Genomic DNA, 16,166 nt, shown 5'->3' with positions numbered 1-16,166 from the left:
CGCTGGCCTTTTTTTTGTTGTTGTTATGTTGTACTGCCTATTGCTTTTATAATAGTGACCGTTTTATTTCGGTCTTTATTGCCCAGCGTTGCGGGGCTATGTCTCCTCACCTGCATGAAACGTATTGTGCCCCATTTATAAAGCTGTCACACTTAGGGAATGCACTGATACCCGCATGGTAAGAAAATATCAGTCGCCCATTCGCAGTCTTTATTCTGCTGCCTGGTCCAAAGCCTTCACGGCCCGCTTCAAAAACACCTGCATTTCTTTCTCAGCCTGCTTGTCGCCCTGCTCTTGGGCAATCACCAAGCCCTGCTCCAGAATTTCCCTGGCCTGTTTGAATTGCTCCAGGTTCACCAGCACCCGGCCCAACAGCTTCCAGGCTGCGGTGTAACGCGGATTCATTTCCACGGCTTTGGACAAATGTTCGCGAGCCGCTTCCAAATCGCCCTCGCCCATACAGGCATTGCCCAGACCAAAGCGCAACAAGGCATTATCCTTGCCTGCCGCCAGTAGCTTCTCCAATCCTTCGCGCATAATCCGTACCCTTGAAAACAAAGCAAGGCTGGGTCGCGCTGCCTTCACACAAAACAAAATAGCAGCAACGACACGCCTGCACAGCTTGATGACTATTGAACCATCTAGCCATAAACCATTGAGCTTGGTTTTGTACCACGGAATATCAAAGGGCGGCCTCAGCCGGCCGGGCTCTGTAGGCCCATTCGCCTGCTAGTACCGCCCTGGCTAGCGCTTTAGGCCAGATCGCCTTGCAACACCCCCTTGCTGACGACTTCACGGCCATCCAGGCTAACCGTGCAATTGCGCATTGGGTAGTCGAAGTGGCAATCGGAGAAACGGCCAGCCGCTGGATTTGCGCCCGTAGAGAAAAGGAAGTTACCGGCAAAGGCGCGCAACTCGGTTCCGTTGGTATCGCGCTTGTCATACATAGCCATGGAGTCCCAGCGTGCCGCCGGCGCCATGCCCCAGCCCACATGACTGACCGCATAGGCATCCTTGTCATTCCAACTGGCGTAATAGGAGCGGATCAAATCGGCATCCACGCCCTTGCCCTCAATAGCCACGACATAATCGTTTTCGATGCGCAAGGTTACGGCTGATTCCAGATAGCGCTTGAAGGTCAGGTTCACATCCCCGCTATCGAGCACCAGCGTGCCATTCACACTGCCATTGCTGGGGTAGCAAATGCACAGGCCAGCAGGCCAATACCCAAAGCTGCCCGGCTTGTCGGCAATCCCGGCACTGCCGCGCCCGATCACACCCGCCAGGCTGACCGTCAGGTCCGTGCCGGCTTCGGAGCTAATGTGCATAACACTGGCATCGGTAATCAGCTTGCCGCCAATATCGCACTTGCTTTGCAAATCAGGACTGGGTTTGACCCGTTCCAGAATCTCGGGATGCTCGTCGCTAATCATCATGATGCGGGCACCTTTGGCCAGCAGTGCGGCACGCTCGGGCGAATGCAGCAGCCCTTCTACGGTGCAGTCCACAATGAACTGGCTGCCTGCCAAAGCCTGGACAATCGGGCCCATACCTTCCAGCGCCAAAGACGTCCCGGTCGAGCGCAGGGCAATATTGCTTTTCAGACGTGGCGAGACCAGTTTCACATGGCAAACCCGTGCCCCCATTTGCGTCAGGGCCAACTCAGCCAGCTCGGCCAGCACGGAGCGCGATTGCGTCTCGGACAGCACGACTGCCATTTCGCCGGGTTGTACTTTGCATAGTCCAAACACTTCTACAAAATCAGCAATCCATTTGCCTTCAATATGCTCACGCAACATCTCACTACTCCTTGAAAATTCAAAAAAGGCGCTGCACGGCTCTTTCAGCCGGGCAGCGCCTGTACACATCAGTCGTGCAAATCCTTGCCCTTGGTCTCGGGCGAGGCAATGGTGGCCCACAGGGCCAGAACGCACAGGCCGATCAGGTACCAGTCAAAAACCTGCTTTTGATTGATGGAATGCAGCCAGGCTTGCAAATAGGGAGCGGTCCCGCCCGTCAGGGCACCAGCGACCGAATAGGGCAAGCCCATGGCAACCGCACGAATGCGAGTCGGAAACTGCTCGGGGAAAAAGGCCGGCATGATGGCGGTGGGTGCCGAGATCAACAGCATGCCGCCCGCCATGAACACCACCAGACGCCAGATCTCGCCCTGGCCGCCGGTCAGCACCATGGTCAGCGGGATGATGCTGATGATTGAACCGATGGAGAAGAAATACCAGTTCGCCTTGCGACCAAAACGATCCGAAAATGCGCCCCAGAAAATCAGGCACAGAATCAGGAAAAGATTGGCCCCTACCCCCACCCACATCACTTTGGCGGCAGGCATGCCCAGGGAGGTAATGGCAAAGGTGGGCGCCATGATGGCCCAGACGTAATACAGCACGGTGCCGCCGGCCGACAAGGCAAATACGCGCAAGCAGGCACTGCGATACTTCCAGACCTCCGACCAGAACACACGTGCGCCCGGGCGTGCCGTTTTGCCTGCCGCTTGCGCTGCGGCCTGGCGGGCTTTGAACATTGGGGTTTCATCCAGCTTTCTACGCAGATACAGCGCATATACCCCCAAGGCCCCACCCAAGACAAAAGGCACACGCCATGCCCAGGCCCGAACAACATCCTCACCCAGCAGACTGGTCAGACAGGCACTTAGCAACACAGCCGCCAATACCCCGATCGTGACAAACACAAACACGGAGGAAGACCACAGCCCACGTTTATGAGCAGGCGCCATTTCGGTGACATAGGTGAAGGAAGAAACCACCTCCCCACCGTGGCCAATCCCTTGCAACAAACGGCCCATCAACAAAAACAAGGCAGCAATCGGCCCCACCATGTCATACGTAGGAGCAATACCAATCACCAAACTGCCCAAGGCTGTCACCAGCATGGACAGGGTCATGGTGAAACGCCGCCCCTTGCGATCGGCCAACCAGCCAAAAAAGATGCCTCCCAGCGGGCGCATGAAAAAACCCACAGCAAATACCGCCAGTGTGCCCAGCAAAGCCGCCAGCGGGTCCTCACTATGGAAAAACTGCTTGGCAAAATAAGCGGCAAAAATCGAATAAGCCGTCCAGTCGTACCACTCCAGGGCGTTACCCGCCCCAACCCCCAAAATAACGCGTCGACGCTGCGCGGCAGTCATGGGCTGCTCGCGCAAAGATGGTGTATGTGCGTCCAAGAGATGTCCCCTTCACTGTGATAGTTATGCTTCTTGTTTATTGTTTTTGATCCGGTGGCTCAGGCCACCAACTGCGTGAAACGAGAACGATGAAAGATCAGTGGCGAGATTTCGCGCTCGATCTGCACATCGTGGATAAGCAATTGCACGGCATCGTGGTCCCCGGCGGGATGCACTTGAAAAACACTGCAGTCAAACCAGACTGATGCCCCTTGTATATGGACGGCCCCCTCCTCGGTCAGCTCGACCTCGATATCGCTGAATCGGCTGTCCTTGTCCGGTCCGGCCAGCTGACGGCAAATAGCCGCATGTTCAGCACTCAAAATTGACACCCCCAGACGCGAGGCGCGAGACAGCAGCGCCCAGGTCGAGGAACTTTTCTGCACAAAAAAGGCGGCCAAAGGCGGATCCAGCGAAACCCCTACGGAAAAACTGGACGCAACAATGACTTGCGGCTTGCCATCGAGTACGGCGGCTATGGCCGCTACCCCGGATGGAAAATGTCCGAAGGCTTCGCGCACCACCCTGGCTCCCAACCCACTTATGTTTTCTTTCATGACGATGACTCTGCTCAGGCGTTAAAGACCCAAAACCCAAAATGAGGCGAGCTCTGCGACAACACACTCGCTTGGCCTAAATTCTGTTTCGATCGTCATTTATTTGCAATAACAAAATAGGCAAACAAGGATGGTTTTTGTTGAATTTAGGTATTAACCCTATGAAAATTCGTCGTTTTAAAAGCTATAGGCCTATACAATTCAACCGAATATTATTGCGTATTATCTTTCGTCATTATTTATTTGCAATAATTAATGAGCCTAAAACCTCTCGGAATCCACAAGGACAGCATGTATCTACATATCGTTTTGATGGCACCCCACACCCCTGTCAGCCCGGAACTCGCCCCCAAGCTGGACCAAGCCTTTATCCGCATACATCAGGAATGCTCCGGCATAGAACGCTTTGAATGGGTGCCGAACCTGTCACTCAGCTCGGCGCGCTACAGCCATGCCCTGCTCTCTGTATTCCACACTCAAGAAGCACTGGACGCCTACAGACAGAGTGATGCTCACCAGGCCATGCTGGATGCCATCGCCCCGCACATTCAGGACATCGTCGTGCTGGACAGCGTGCTGGAGAAAAGCCTGCCCTAAGAAGCTCAAGCTGGCGCCCTGGCAAACAGGACGCAAGCAGCCCCAGTGCGGCTACGCTAGCGCCGCCGGGGCACGCACGGTAAAATGGCCCGCTACAAACCTACTATCAAAAATGGGTAGCAATCAGCCCCACCACCGGAAAACAGAATGAAAGCAAGCGTCGCGATTGATGAGTTCATCGCTAGCCGAGACCATGGCGAGCACGAGCAACTTGCCCCGCACCACTACATTCTGACGCTCTACGGTCTGTTCGCCCGCCCCACCGGCGTCATCATTCCCGTGGCCAGCGTGGTTCAACTACTGGCCGACCTGGGTGCTGAACCGTCCAGCGTGCGCTCCGCCATTTCCCGGCTCAAGAAAAAAGGCGTACTAGTTAGCCAACAAGCCGCCTCGGGCAAAGGTTATGCCTTGGCGGCCGAACTGGAGCCGCATATGCAGGCCGGTGACGAGCGGATTTTTTCCTCCCCCTCCATGAACATTCGGGACCCCTGGCTGCTGGTCTCCTTCTCCGTTCCGGAAAGCGAACGCCAGAACCGTCACAAGATTCGTACAGGCTTGGCTCGCATGGGGTTTGGCACGGTAAATGCGGGCCTGTATATAGGTCCGGCGCGCTTGCAGGCAGAGGCTGTCGAGTACATACGCGAGCACCAGCTCTGGCCCTATATTGAGCTGTTCACCTGCGAACCCAGCGGCCTGAGCGATATTCAGGAAAAAATCTCCCGCTGGTGGAATTGGGACAAGCTGGCCAATGAGTACCAGTCCTTCTTGAACTCGTATCAACACGAAGTTGAGGCGTGGCAAACCGCTTTACGCCAAGGCACGGCCGACCCTTTGGAAGCCTTCCGACTCTATATGCCTATGGTGACACGCTGGCGCAGACTGCCCTTTCTGGACCCAGGCCTGGCACCCGAGCTATTGCCAGACAACTGGGTAGGCAATACCGCCCGCAAATTGTTCGGTGACTTGCATCGACTGCTTAGTCCCTTGAGCTCGCAACACGTGCAGCAGGCCATTCCAAACTGGAAGGCCCGCGGCACGGAGTAAACCTGCTCCTTTACTCAGGCCCCTGCAAAGCGTGCGATGTCGCCCATCAAATCCTGGGCGACGCGCTCAAACCGCTCCGGCGTCACCCCCTGCATCATGGGTGCATCCTGCCAGGCCCGGAAGTTGCCAAACTGGAAAGGCAAATCAAAACAATGCCCGCTGAACACCGCTTCAAGCGGGCTTTGTTCCATGAAGTCACTCCAGACCACCGAGCGCCCCGCTGCTTTCAGACTAGCCGCATACTGCGTGGGAAAACGCTGAAACTGCAACCAGGACGACGCGGCCACCACTTGCTGATACGGCGTCAGACCCGATCCCGCTCCGTGATACACCCCATTTCGCAGCAGGCTGTCTGGCAAGTCTCCCACAGGCCATACACCCAAAGCCTGATCGACCTGCTCTTGCGTCGCCTGCCGATGAAAAGGCACGTCAAAAAAGAACACCGAGGACTCTTGGGCAGTACAACGCAGATACACCGCCTGCGCATGGCAGGCTTGTGCCGCCCAGTCAGGATTCAAGAAGTCGGGCGGCATCCCGGCGCTGGCCACAGGCAAGAATGCCGAAGGAGCATGAGCCAAACGTGGCGGCTCTTTGTCCAAGGCCATCATGCCGTGCTGCATCAAGATATCCACGTTCGCCGTCAGCCACTGATCACCCAGGCTTTGTCGCAGGCGCTCTGTGGTTTTTCTTTGTTGCTCGGGTGACCAAGGCGTGCGCGTTCCCATGCTGAGCAAAGCCACACGATCAATCCAGCCTCGTGTGGACTCCAGCACGCTGAGCAAATGCGCATACCAGCCACCCGCCGATTGCCCCATCAAGGTAATCTTGTCCGGGTCTCCGCCAAAGGCATGGATACGATCTTTCATCCACTGCAGTGCCAAGAGCAGGTCGGCTGCCGGCAAAGGCAAATCGTCAGCCTGTGCATCGCCCAGGTGCCCCAAGGCACCCAGACGGTAACTCACATTGACCACCACCATGCCCTGCGCTGCCAGGCGGGTGCCGTCATACCAATCCAAAGAGGCGCCGCCACTCATCCAGGCTCCACCGTGGATAAAGAACAGCACAGGCAGACCTTGCGCTTGGGCGGGAGCCCACACATTCAGAAAATAAGCATCTTCAGATTGCGGATTGGCACTGCCTGCGCCCATCACCGCCGCAAGGCGGCTGGGGCGTTGCGGGAATACGGGCACCTGATCCAGAGAGGTCGCTGCCACTCGCCCCGTCGCCGCCTGCGCCGCTTCAAAACGACGCGTACCCTGGGCGTAACGCAGGCCATACCAGGCCTGCACCTCTACGCCATCGGCATGACAACGTCGCGAGGGAGCATTGACCAGCAATGTCGCCGTCATGGTTTAGAGCTTGTTGGAAATGTAAGGCGTACCGGTCATGCCGTTACCGTGTAGCTCATAACCCATAGGGGCGGTAATCGAAGCATGGCGAGTACCTGTATTGATATCCCGCCACATGCGGCCCAGCAAACTGTTTTCCGCAAAAGAGGCCGTGCCATGTAACCAGCACAGATTGTTCACCGCATCCACCAGTTCGTGTCCGGCATGGCCGATTCCGGCGCGGTGACGAGCACGTAGCTCCAAAGGCATGGGCACGGTGCCAGAGGCAGCAGCATCAATTTGAGCCGCAGCGCGTTCCAGCAATAAGCGGGCACCATCAATCTGAATACTGGCCGTTCCCAGGTTCTGCACAAACGCCCCCGAATCCGACTGCTTCTTGTAATGGGTATAGGTAATGCCGCGCTTGCCACTGACACCAGTAGTGAAATCCACGGCGGCTTGCGCGGCCCCTAAAGATGGCGCTTGAATGCAGGTGGACATGGTCAGGTGCGGCGTCAAACGACGACCAAATGTAGCCAAGGGATCTTGCTCCTGCACATCACCCATCAATTGCTGAAACGTAATCAGGCGCTCTTTGGGCACCCACAGGTTTTCTGCCACCATGGTGTTGGAGCCCGAGCCGCGCATACCGATGGTGTACCAGGTATCCTGAATTTCAAACTCATCACGACGCATCAGCACAAAGCCCACGGTGGGCTCGACCTGCTCGTTTTCCTTGATGAACAAAATCCCCAGTGCCCAGTCCGAGTGATTGCTGTTCGAGGCAAAAGGCCACTTGCCCGTAATGCGCCAGCCATCGCCATCCGGCGTTGCCGTGCCTTGGGGTTGGGCAAAAATGGACGCCGCACGGATTGGACCGTCTGCAAACACCTCATCGAGCATGGCATCGCTAAAGCGGTTGGCCAGCATGACCGAACCATTAGAGATCACCACACACCAGGCTGCTGCCGGATCGTAATAGCCCACGGCGCTGGCACATTGCAAGAGCATCTCCGCCCCACCCTCATAACCGCCGTAGCGCTTCAAGGCCGAAATGCGCCAGGCCCCGGTGGACTCCAAAGCCTGAACCGCCTCGTCTGACAACATGCGATTACGGTCAGCCTGCGGGGCCAACTCACGTAGCAGCGGGCCGATCTCATGGATGCGCTCCAGAATCTCCTCTGTCTCCTGACGGGATGGTGCCTGGGTAACGGTGATCCGCTCGCGCTCGGCGACCAATGTAGCTCCTGTGATAGTCATAACAGCTCCTTAGAATTATTTGATATGGCAAATTTATAGCTATCGTCAGTTAATCGCAATATCAATAATCATGGAAACCGCTAAACCCGCTTGTTTTATTGAGTTTATTCGGGTTTTCACCTAGTAAAAATCATGCGCCAAGCTTATTTTCAATTGCATAAAACTAACGATCAAAAATATTTTGAGCACAAGCAAAGCAGAAAAAAGAGAGAAAAAATGGCCTGCGCCAGCATGAGACAAAAAAAAACCGCCGACCCGAAGGTCGGCGGTTTCTCATGCAGAAAACCGGCTTTAACAGCCTGTATTCATTACATGTTTTCGATCATGACATCGCCAAAGCCGGAGCAGGACACTTGAGTCGCGCCTTCCATCAGACGGGCAAAGTCATAAGTCACTTTACGCGAGGTGATGGATTTTTCCATGCTGGAGATGATCAGGTCAGCAGCTTCGGTCCAGCCCATGTGACGCAGCATCATTTCGGCAGACAGGATCAGCGAACCGGGGTTCACGTAGTCTTTGCCAGCGTACTTGGGAGCAGTACCGTGGGTAGCTTCGAACATGGCCACGGAGTCGGACAGGTTGGCACCGGGGGCGATACCAATACCACCCACTTGAGCAGCCAGAGCGTCGGAGATGTAGTCGCCGTTCAGGTTCAGTGTGGCAATAACGTCGTACTCGGCAGGACGCAGCAGAATCTGTTGCAGGAAGGCGTCAGCAATCGAATCCTTGACGATAATCTCGCGACCAGTCTTGGGATTCTTGAATTTGCACCATGGGCCGCCGTCGATCAATTCAGCGCCAAATTCTTTTTGAGCCAGTTCGTAAGCCCAATCACGGAAGCCACCTTCGGTGAACTTCATGATGTTGCCCTTGTGAACGATGGTCACGGAAGAGCGATCGTTGTCGATGGCGTACTGGATGGCCTTGCGCACCAGGCGCTCGGTACCTTCGCGGGAAACAGGCTTGACACCGATACCGGAGGTATTGGGGAAGCGAATCTTGTTCACGCCCAGGGTGTTTTGCAGGAAGTCGATCAGCTTCTTGGCGCTTTCGGACTCGGCAGCAAATTCAATACCGGCGTAAATGTCTTCGGAGTTCTCGCGGAAAATGACCATTTCGGTCTTTTCTGGCTCACGCACAGGCGAAGGAACACCCTTGAAGTAGCGCACTGGGCGCAGGCAGACGTACAGGTCCAGTTGCTGACGCAGGGCCACGTTCAGGGAGCGGATGCCGCCGCCTACGGGAGTGGTCAGAGGGCCTTTGATGGACACGACGTAGTCTTTAACGGCATCCAGAGTTTCTTCTGGCAGCCAGACGTCGGAACCGTACACCTTGGTGGATTTTTCACCGGCGAACACTTCCATCCATTCGATCTTGCGCTTGCCGCCATAAGCCTTGGCAACAGCAGCGTCGACCACTTTGATCATGACTGGCGAAATATCCACGCCCGTACCATCACCCTCGATGTAAGGAATAATGGGTTGATCGGGAACATTCAGGGAAAAATCCGCGTTAACTGTAATTTTCTGCCCCGACGCGGGGATCTTGATATGCTGATAGGACATGGATGCTCCAGTTGTGCTCCAATATTAGGGATAGCTAAACACGGAACGCTTTCGCGTTTCCGAAGTCTTATATAAGAGTTTAACTTAATTCGCGCGTATTCAGGCACCTGTAAACTCAAAGCTTGCCAAAAATGCTTGCATTCTTGGCAACTTATCCATTCTACACGGCCCCGATTGCAGCTTGTGCCGGCCTTGCGCCCCCACCATTTCACGCAAAACACGCGCCGAAGATTCGCATTTTCTGACTATTTTTATCTCGATTCCACCATGTTCAACCCCTCTCGCGAGCAGGTTCGCCAATTTTTCATTGAAGCTTGGGACAAGCACCAAAGTGGTCATCTGCTGACCGCTCTGGAAACCATGGCGGTGGATCTGGTGCAACAGCACCCTGAATACCACGACGACTTGCGCAACGCCGACGCCGTCAACCAGGACTATTCCGTGGAGCAAGGACGCAGCAATCCCTTCCTGCATCTGTCCATGCACCTGGCTATCAATGAACAACTGTCCATTGACCAGCCTCCGGGCATCAAGGCAGCGTATCAGCGCCTATTGACCCGACACGATCAGCACGCCGCAGCGCACATCATTATGGAAGCGCTGGGCGAGGTGATCTGGGAAGCACAACGTCTGGGGACACCGCTGAACAACGAGCGCTATATCGAATTGATTTTGCGCCACAGCACGCGCGACTAAAGTCGCAGGCTGCCTTACTTTCTATTGCTCAAGGGGCCGGGCTGACGCGACAGCCATACGGAGATACTGTCGATATCCGCCTGGCTCATGGTATTGGCCATAGCCCCCATAACGGCATTCTTGCGGATATTGGACGTTGCCGGTGCCCCGGCCTGCCCACGCTTGTAAGCCATCAAGGCCTGCCGCAAATAATCGGCATGCTGACCGGCCAGAATGGGATATTCCGGGTTCAAGGGCGTTTTCGCATCGTCACCATGACAGGATGCGCAATTCAGATTCTTCCAGGCTTCCCCGCCGGCCTTGGCCAGATCCTCAGCGGCTATTGCCTGACCGGCCACCCCGGCCATCAGCCCCATTGCTACCAGCAAGACTGTTTTTCTCATAGGTGCCTCCCCGTCCTCAAGGTTTGTTGCCCGCGTAGTACGCGGCAATATCCGCCATGTCCTGTTCGGACAAGCTCAGCGCAATGGCTTGCATGGTGGGGAAGGTTCGAGCGCCGCTGGCATACTCCTTGAGCGCTGCTTCTATATAAGCAGCCCCCTGCCCGGCAATCATGGGGACGTGATAGACCTCGGGAAAGCTGGCCTTGTAACCGGGCAAGCCATGACAGCCTATACACATGGAGATCTTGTCGCGCGCCGCCTCGGGATTGGCCTTGATCGGCTCGGAATCCTGCGCCTGGGCTGCCCAGGGCAGACAGGAGCTTGAGGCCAGAAGAAAGAAAGAGACATACCGCTTCATTTGCAACTTCATCATCGCTATTCGCTTTGTCGTGGAGTTGAAAACGGTCCGGGTCAGGCTCTGCGTCTATTGCAGCAAAAAAGGAATCAACGCGACACCTGGCTCTGTGATGCTGACCGACGAGTACTGAGTCGATTGTATGATAATTGCCAAGGATGACTGATACTAGTATTTATACCCGAGTTTCTATTCTTGACAGATCAACATTTTAAGTACAAGTTTGAGCCGATTTATGACTACTACGACCCGTTTTGAAGGCACCGATCAGTACGTTGCCACCGATGATTTGAAGCTGGCCGTCAACGCCGCTTTGACGCTACAACGCCCTTTGTTGATCAAAGGTGAACCCGGTACCGGCAAAACACTGCTGGCCCTGGAAGTGGCCCGTGCCCTGGGACGCCCCCTGCTGCAATGGCACATCAAGTCCACCACCAAGGCCCACCAGGGCCTGTATGAATACGATGCGGTGTCGCGTCTGCGTGACTCCCAACTGGGAGATGAAAAAGTTCGCGACATTGGCAACTACATTGTGCAAGGCACATTGTGGCAAGCGTTTGAGTCCGAGGAACCCACGGTTGTTCTGATCGACGAGATCGACAAGGCCGACATCGAGTTCCCCAACGATTTGCTGCAGGAACTGGACCGCATGGAGTTTCATGTCTATGAGACTCGCCAGACCGTCAAGGCGCGCCATCGTCCCTTGATCATCATTACTTCCAATAATGAAAAAGACCTGCCCGACGCCTTCCTGCGCCGCTGTTTCTTCCATTACATTCGCTTCCCCGAGCGCGAAACCATGGAACAGATTGTGGCGGTGCATTACCCCAATCTGCGCAGCGACATTCTGTCCAGCGCCCTGGATACCTTCTTTGCTCTGCGAGATGTCCCCGGTCTGAAGAAAAAGCCGTCTACCTCGGAATTCCTGGACTGGCTGCGTCTGCTGCTGGCCAACGATATTCCTGCCGATGCCCTGCACGAGCTGGATGAAGGCTTGCCCCCTATGGCCGGTGCCTTGCTGAAAAACGAACAGGACTTGTCCTTGATGCAGCGTCTGGCCGCCATGAGCCAACGCAGCCAGCGCCGGAGCTGATATGCAAACAAGCGCTTTTTCCCAGCCATTGGCTCCCGTGACGCTGGAAGGATGGGGAGTCCGTCTGGAGCCTTTGCAACTGGCGCATGTGGAATTGCTGGAAGCCGCCGCTGCCGATGGCGAACTTTGGAATGTACGTGTAACCAGCGTGCCCGCCCCCGGCCAGGCCCAGGACTATGTAAAAAAGGCGCTGGACGGCCTGGAGCAAGGCCATATGCTGCCCTTTCTGGTGCGTGACCTGAGAACAGACCGGGCTGTCGGCACTACGCGCTATCACGACATTATTGCGCCAGTGGCCCGCCTGGAAATCGGCTATACCTGGTACGCCCGCAGCGCCCAGCGCAGCCACGTCAATACCGCGGCCAAACTGCTCCTGCTGCAACATGCGTTCGAGACCTTGGGAGCCGGAGTCGTGGGCTGGCGTACCGACCACCTGAATTTCAAATCCCAGCAAGCCATCACCCGGCTGGGAGCGCGTTTCGATGGTCGTGTCCGCCACCATGCCATCCGCCGCGATGGCACGATACGCGACACCATGTTCTACAGCTTGATGGCAGGCGAGTGGCCCGATACCCGCGCCCACTTGCTGGACAAACTAAGGCAGCACAGCCATGTTGCTTGATTTCTTCTACCACCTGCGTGAACGTGGCCTGCCAGTGTCCATTCAGGAACACCTGACGCTGCTGGACGCCTTGTGCAAAGGCATCATGCCGCCCACGCTGGACGATTTTTATCATCTATCCAGACTGGTTCTTATCAAAGACGAAACGCTTTACGACCGCTTTGATCTGGCCTTTGGGGAGTTCTATCAGCCGCAGCTGGAAGCGCTGGCCAAAGATAAAACCCTGCCCGAGGACTGGCTGCGCAAAACCCTGACGCGCAACCTGACTCCGGAACAGAAAGCCGCACTGGAAAAGCATGGCTTGGAAAAGCTGCTGGAGATGTTCAAGGAACGTCTGAAAGAGCAGCAAGGGCGTCATGCAGGCGGCAACAAGTGGATTGGAACCGGCGGCTCCTCGCCGTTTGGACATGGTGGCTATCATCCCGAAGGTATCCGCATTGGTGGCCCTTCGGCAGGGAACCGTACTGCTATCAAGGTCTGGGAAAAGCGCGAGTTCGTGGACTACGACGACCAGCAAGAGCTGGGCACACGCAACTTCAAGATGGCGCTACGTCGCCTGCGACGCTTTGCACGCCAAGGTGCCCCTACCGAGCTGGATCTGGACAGCACCATACGCGAGACGGCTCGCAATGCGGGCATGCTGGATTTGCAAATGCAGGCCGAGCGACAAAACCGCGTCAATGTGCTGATGCTGCTGGATATAGGCGGCAGCATGGATGACCACATCGCCCAGGTTGAATCCCTGTTCTCGGCTGCGCGTTCCGAATTCAAACACCTGGAGGCCTACTACTTCCATAACTGCGTGTATGAATCGGTATGGCGGAACAATTCACGCCGCCAAAGCGAACGACTGGAAACCTGGGATTTGCTGCGCAAGTACAACGAGGACTGGCGCGTCATTATCGTGGGCGATGCCACCATGAGTCCTTACGAGATCATGGCCCCAGGTGGTTCTGTCGAGCACTACAACAAGGAAACCGGCGCAGCCTGGCTGCAAAGACTGAACGACCACTGGCCACGTATTGCCTGGCTCAACCCCGAGCCGCAGGCTTACTGGCCGTACCGCCAGTCCATTGCCATCATTCAGAATCTGATGTCCGACCATATGTACCCCGTCACCAGCGCAGGGCTGGAAGAGGCAATGCGGTACTTGTCGCGGTAGCATCAGACCTTTATCAAGCAGCAAGTTAAAAGACCCGAATTTCGGGTCTTTTTTTATTTACGATTAAAAAACCCGCAGAGTCTTGCGACTGTGCGGGCTTTCAATCAGGCTTTGCTATTGCAGCGATCAGCGACCTCGTTGACGCTGCAACATCCCGGCACGCTGTCGCTCCAGATCCTTGATCTGACTCTGCAATTCACGCAACTGCTCTCGGGCTTCACGCTCTTGTTCGGCCAGCGCCTGGGCTTCGCGACGGGACTCCTCGCGCTGAGCAATGGCCAAGGCCTCTTGCTGACGCTGCAACGCCAAGTCGTTCTGCAGCACGGTCAGTTGATCGGCGCTTTCATTCAATTGCTTTTCAGCCTTGGCAACTTCAGCCTGCAGCTTGATGCGCTCCAGATCGGCGGCGGCATAATCCACCGTGTCCTGACGGTACTGGGTGTACATGCGCTCGGCCAGGGATTCGTCGGTGGTCTTGAAGACGCGCCAGAACTCACGCTGCTGGAACAGGGCCACGTAGTAGGTCATGCTTTCGGCAGAGAACAACAGACTGGCACCGAAGCGACCGTTATAGGCGGTACGCAGCTCTTGCACGGCACGGGCCTGAATCAACTGCTGCAACTGAGCCACAGTGGTGTTTTGATAAGCCGGGGCCGCTGCGGGCGCTGGAGCAGCGGCTGGAGCCGCAACCGGGGCTACCTCTTCAACCTCTTGTTCCTGGGTTTGCGCGACCACGGGCCGCTCTGGCTCCTGCACCAAAGACACCGAGCTGCACGCTGACAAGAAAAGAAGTCCCCCCAAGGACAGCAACACCGCCGTCTTCTGACTAAGGTTCACCATACCCATCCCTTGATAAACAATTTTTTTGTGTTTAGCTTGATACACAGAATCAGCCCGTATTCTAAACGCGGCTTGTCGCATCTTGTGCCTTTATGTTGAATTTGCGCATCTTTTCCCACAAAACTTTACGAGAAATCCCTAATACGGCAGCGGTATCCTGCCGTCGCCAGTTCTGGGTATCCAGAACCGAAATAATACGTGCACGCTCTTCCTGCTCCTGTGCGCTCAGGCTGATGACGGGCTCGGGCCGCTCCAGAATGGGCGCACCTTCAGGCAAAGCCAGAGCCGGGGCCATAACGGGGGCGTTGAAACGCTCCAGCACTTGCCGCAACTGCACCGACTCCCAGGCCCCAAACTGCTTGCTCATGACAGCAACGCGCTCCACCAGATTAGCCAGCTCGCGCACATTGCCGTTAAAGCGCATGCTGCCCACCGCATCCAGAACCCATTGAGGGATGTCCTCGACGTCACACTCCAGGGCCTGTTCCAGCAAGGCGCAGAAAATGGCGATTTTTTCCTGGGAGCCACGCTGCTCCAGATTCGGAATCAGCAGCTCCACCACGGCCAGGCGGTAATACAGGTCTGCACGGAACTGGCCTTGTTGCACCAGCCCCAACAGGTTTTTGTTGGTGGCAGCCACCATACGAAAATCTACTGGGATCTGTTGTGTCGATCCCAGGCGCGTTACCGAACGCTGCTCCAGCACCCGCAGCAGCTTGACCTGCTGGTGCAAGGGCAAGTCCCCGATCTCATCCAGAAACAAGGTGCCTTGATCCGCCTGCTCGAAATAACCTTTATGAGCACCAATAGCACCAGTAAAAGCCCCTTTCGCGTGGCCGAAGAAGTGGGCTTCAAACAGTCCCTCAGGCACCGCCCCGCAATTCACCGGAACAAAGGGCCCTTGCGCTCGTGAAGAACGCTCGTGCAGCAATTGAGCGATGCGTTCTTTGCCCACACCTGTTTCACCATGAATCAAAACACTGGCCCCGCTATCGGCGTACATATCCGCTTCAGCAATCAAGGCCCGCATCACAGGCGATACGGCTACTAATGGTTGAGGACCACCTTGCCCTTCGCGCTCGACCTGTGCGGTCAGCCCGGCCAGCTTGGCCACCAGGGTACGCAGCTCGGCCTGACTGAAAGACAGCGGCAAGGTATAGGAGTAGGCCGAGGGGTAAAAACGCGGGTCGTAGCCTCGGTCCTCCGAGGCCACCCAGATCACTGGAATGGCGTGCTCGACCAGCCACTGGTGCTGTTCAAAACGTCCCTGGGCCATCACACTGACGGACACCAATGCAACCGCATGGCGCGTGGGATGACGCTCGGCGTCCAGCACCAGGGAAGGCTCTACGCGCATGACCGCTACCGAACTGGGTTCCATGGCGCGCTCGGCACGCGTCACCAGATCGGAACTACCCTCCCAGACGTATAAAACGGGTTCATTACCCATAAAGCTGACGCTCAT

17 protein-coding genes are annotated in these 16,166 nt (G+C 56.1%); 6 read left to right on the top strand and 11 right to left on the bottom strand.

Going from position 1 to position 16,166, the window contains the following annotated elements; translation table 11 throughout:
• Window positions 1-210: 210 nt before the first annotated feature.
• The 4 genes from ACFPDR_RS05000 to ACFPDR_RS04985 all read right to left on the bottom strand — a co-directional run bounded on the left by ACFPDR_RS05000 (window position 211) and on the right by ACFPDR_RS04985 (window position 3,756).
• Entirely contained in the window at window positions 211-537 is a 327-nt protein-coding gene (locus ACFPDR_RS05000; RefSeq protein WP_009456744.1) for a tetratricopeptide repeat protein, read from the bottom strand.
• 215 nt (window positions 538-752) lie between these two features.
• Window positions 753-1,799, bottom strand: coding sequence for a peptidase M29 (locus tag ACFPDR_RS04995; RefSeq protein WP_088450567.1), 1,047 nt, complete (start codon window positions 1,797-1,799; stop codon window positions 753-755).
• A gap of 68 nt (window positions 1,800-1,867) precedes the next feature.
• Window positions 1,868-3,199, bottom strand: a complete 1,332-nt coding sequence (locus ACFPDR_RS04990; RefSeq protein WP_235484276.1) for an MFS transporter — start codon at window positions 3,197-3,199, stop codon at window positions 1,868-1,870.
• A gap of 59 nt (window positions 3,200-3,258) precedes the next feature.
• The gene (locus ACFPDR_RS04985; protein ID WP_009456753.1) at window positions 3,259-3,756 is read right to left on the bottom strand and encodes a flavin reductase family protein; all 498 of its coding nucleotides are present in this window, start codon (window positions 3,754-3,756) and stop codon (window positions 3,259-3,261) included.
• A 291-nt stretch (window positions 3,757-4,047) separates the two neighbouring features.
• On the opposite strand from ACFPDR_RS04985, the gene ACFPDR_RS04980 reads away from it, so the two are divergent.
• Both ACFPDR_RS04980 and ACFPDR_RS04975 read left to right on the top strand, forming a co-directional pair.
• Entirely contained in the window at window positions 4,048-4,353 is a 306-nt protein-coding gene (locus ACFPDR_RS04980; RefSeq protein ID WP_376910728.1) for a Dabb family protein, read from the top strand.
• 147 nt (window positions 4,354-4,500) lie between these two features.
• A complete protein-coding gene (locus tag ACFPDR_RS04975; protein WP_083053247.1) occupies window positions 4,501-5,397 on the top strand; it encodes a PaaX family transcriptional regulator C-terminal domain-containing protein in 897 nt (298 codons plus the stop codon).
• Window positions 5,398-5,411: 14 nt separating this feature from the next.
• On the opposite strand, the gene ACFPDR_RS04970 is transcribed toward ACFPDR_RS04975, so the two are convergent.
• The 3 genes from ACFPDR_RS04970 to icd all read right to left on the bottom strand — a co-directional run bounded on the left by ACFPDR_RS04970 (window position 5,412) and on the right by icd (window position 9,550).
• On the bottom strand, window positions 5,412-6,746 hold the full coding sequence (locus ACFPDR_RS04970; RefSeq protein ID WP_376910726.1) for a carboxylesterase family protein: 1,335 nt from the start codon (window positions 6,744-6,746) through the stop codon (window positions 5,412-5,414).
• A 3-nt stretch (window positions 6,747-6,749) separates the two neighbouring features.
• Window positions 6,750-7,985: an acyl-CoA dehydrogenase gene (locus ACFPDR_RS04965; RefSeq protein WP_035274528.1), complete on the bottom strand. Its 1,236-nt coding sequence runs from the start codon at window positions 7,983-7,985 to the stop codon at window positions 6,750-6,752.
• 308 nt (window positions 7,986-8,293) lie between these two features.
• On the bottom strand, window positions 8,294-9,550 hold the full coding sequence (gene icd, locus ACFPDR_RS04960; RefSeq protein WP_026483219.1) for an NADP-dependent isocitrate dehydrogenase: 1,257 nt from the start codon (window positions 9,548-9,550) through the stop codon (window positions 8,294-8,296).
• 267 nt (window positions 9,551-9,817) lie between these two features.
• Between icd and ACFPDR_RS04955 the strand changes: the two genes are divergently transcribed.
• Entirely contained in the window at window positions 9,818-10,246 is a 429-nt protein-coding gene (locus tag ACFPDR_RS04955) for a DUF1841 family protein (protein ID WP_009456762.1), read from the top strand.
• A gap of 14 nt (window positions 10,247-10,260) precedes the next feature.
• Here ACFPDR_RS04955 and ACFPDR_RS04950 read toward each other — a convergent pair whose 3' ends face one another.
• Both ACFPDR_RS04950 and ACFPDR_RS04945 read right to left on the bottom strand, forming a co-directional pair.
• The gene (locus ACFPDR_RS04950; RefSeq protein ID WP_026483220.1) at window positions 10,261-10,629 is read right to left on the bottom strand and encodes a c-type cytochrome; all 369 of its coding nucleotides are present in this window, start codon (window positions 10,627-10,629) and stop codon (window positions 10,261-10,263) included.
• A 16-nt stretch (window positions 10,630-10,645) separates the two neighbouring features.
• Window positions 10,646-11,002: a c-type cytochrome gene (locus tag ACFPDR_RS04945; RefSeq protein WP_009456766.1), complete on the bottom strand. Its 357-nt coding sequence runs from the start codon at window positions 11,000-11,002 to the stop codon at window positions 10,646-10,648.
• 217 nt (window positions 11,003-11,219) lie between these two features.
• Between ACFPDR_RS04945 and ACFPDR_RS04940 the strand changes: the two genes are divergently transcribed.
• The 3 genes from ACFPDR_RS04940 to ACFPDR_RS04930 are packed head-to-tail and all read left to right on the top strand — an operon-like array spanning window position 11,220 to window position 13,861.
• Window positions 11,220-12,077, top strand: coding sequence for an AAA family ATPase (locus ACFPDR_RS04940; RefSeq protein WP_009456767.1), 858 nt, complete (start codon window positions 11,220-11,222; stop codon window positions 12,075-12,077).
• 1 nt (window position 12,078) lies between these two features.
• Window positions 12,079-12,699: a GNAT family N-acetyltransferase gene (locus ACFPDR_RS04935; RefSeq protein WP_115633938.1), complete on the top strand. Its 621-nt coding sequence runs from the start codon at window positions 12,079-12,081 to the stop codon at window positions 12,697-12,699.
• The gene (locus ACFPDR_RS04930) at window positions 12,689-13,861 is read left to right on the top strand and encodes a vWA domain-containing protein (RefSeq protein WP_009456769.1); all 1,173 of its coding nucleotides are present in this window, start codon (window positions 12,689-12,691) and stop codon (window positions 13,859-13,861) included. Before ACFPDR_RS04935 ends, ACFPDR_RS04930 begins: the two co-directional genes overlap by 11 nt.
• A gap of 126 nt (window positions 13,862-13,987) precedes the next feature.
• Here ACFPDR_RS04930 and ACFPDR_RS04925 read toward each other — a convergent pair whose 3' ends face one another.
• Window positions 13,988-14,701 carry a DUF2968 domain-containing protein gene (locus ACFPDR_RS04925; protein ID WP_235332504.1) on the bottom strand — a complete coding sequence of 238 codons (714 nt, stop codon included), beginning with the start codon at window positions 14,699-14,701 and terminating at the stop codon, window positions 13,988-13,990.
• A 61-nt stretch (window positions 14,702-14,762) separates the two neighbouring features.
• Window positions 14,763-16,166, bottom strand: coding sequence for a sigma 54-interacting transcriptional regulator (locus tag ACFPDR_RS04920; protein ID WP_009456771.1), 1,404 nt, complete (start codon window positions 16,164-16,166; stop codon window positions 14,763-14,765).

The sequence above is a fragment of the Alcaligenes sp. GCM10023179 genome (genome assembly GCF_042653705.1).
GTDB classification, from domain to species: domain Bacteria; phylum Pseudomonadota; class Gammaproteobacteria; order Burkholderiales; family Burkholderiaceae_B; genus Alcaligenes; species Alcaligenes phenolicus.
The sequence above is the reverse complement of the archived record's forward strand: the minus strand, read 5'-3'. Positions and strand labels throughout refer to the sequence as shown.

Bases quoted from the DNA above. Each gene is read 5' to 3' on its own strand.
- ACFPDR_RS05000 (WP_009456744.1), bottom strand. From the start codon at position 537: ATGCGCGAAGGATTGGAGAAGCTACTGGCGGCAGGCAAGGATAATGCC.
- ACFPDR_RS04995 (WP_088450567.1), bottom strand. From the start codon at position 1,799: ATGTTGCGTGAGCATATTGAAGGCAAATGGATTGCTGATTTTGTAGAA.
- ACFPDR_RS04985 (WP_009456753.1), bottom strand. From the start codon at position 3,756: ATGAAAGAAAACATAAGTGGGTTGGGAGCCAGGGTGGTGCGCGAAGCC.
- ACFPDR_RS04980 (WP_376910728.1), top strand. From the start codon at position 4,048: ATGTATCTACATATCGTTTTGATGGCACCCCACACCCCTGTCAGCCCG.
- ACFPDR_RS04975 (WP_083053247.1), top strand. From the start codon at position 4,501: ATGAAAGCAAGCGTCGCGATTGATGAGTTCATCGCTAGCCGAGACCAT.
- ACFPDR_RS04970 (WP_376910726.1), bottom strand. From the start codon at position 6,746: ATGACGGCGACATTGCTGGTCAATGCTCCCTCGCGACGTTGTCATGCC.
- ACFPDR_RS04965 (WP_035274528.1), bottom strand. From the start codon at position 7,985: ATGACTATCACAGGAGCTACATTGGTCGCCGAGCGCGAGCGGATCACC.
- icd (WP_026483219.1), bottom strand. From the start codon at position 9,550: ATGTCCTATCAGCATATCAAGATCCCCGCGTCGGGGCAGAAAATTACA.
- ACFPDR_RS04955 (WP_009456762.1), top strand. From the start codon at position 9,818: ATGTTCAACCCCTCTCGCGAGCAGGTTCGCCAATTTTTCATTGAAGCT.
- ACFPDR_RS04950 (WP_026483220.1), bottom strand. From the start codon at position 10,629: ATGAGAAAAACAGTCTTGCTGGTAGCAATGGGGCTGATGGCCGGGGTG.
- ACFPDR_RS04945 (WP_009456766.1), bottom strand. From the start codon at position 11,002: ATGATGAAGTTGCAAATGAAGCGGTATGTCTCTTTCTTTCTTCTGGCC.
- ACFPDR_RS04940 (WP_009456767.1), top strand. From the start codon at position 11,220: ATGACTACTACGACCCGTTTTGAAGGCACCGATCAGTACGTTGCCACC.
- ACFPDR_RS04935 (WP_115633938.1), top strand. From the start codon at position 12,079: ATGCAAACAAGCGCTTTTTCCCAGCCATTGGCTCCCGTGACGCTGGAA.
- ACFPDR_RS04930 (WP_009456769.1), top strand. From the start codon at position 12,689: ATGTTGCTTGATTTCTTCTACCACCTGCGTGAACGTGGCCTGCCAGTG.
- ACFPDR_RS04925 (WP_235332504.1), bottom strand. From the start codon at position 14,701: ATGGTGAACCTTAGTCAGAAGACGGCGGTGTTGCTGTCCTTGGGGGGA.
- ACFPDR_RS04920 (WP_009456771.1), bottom strand. From the start codon at position 16,166: ATGAGCGTCAGCTTTATGGGTAATGAACCCGTTTTATACGTCTGGGAG.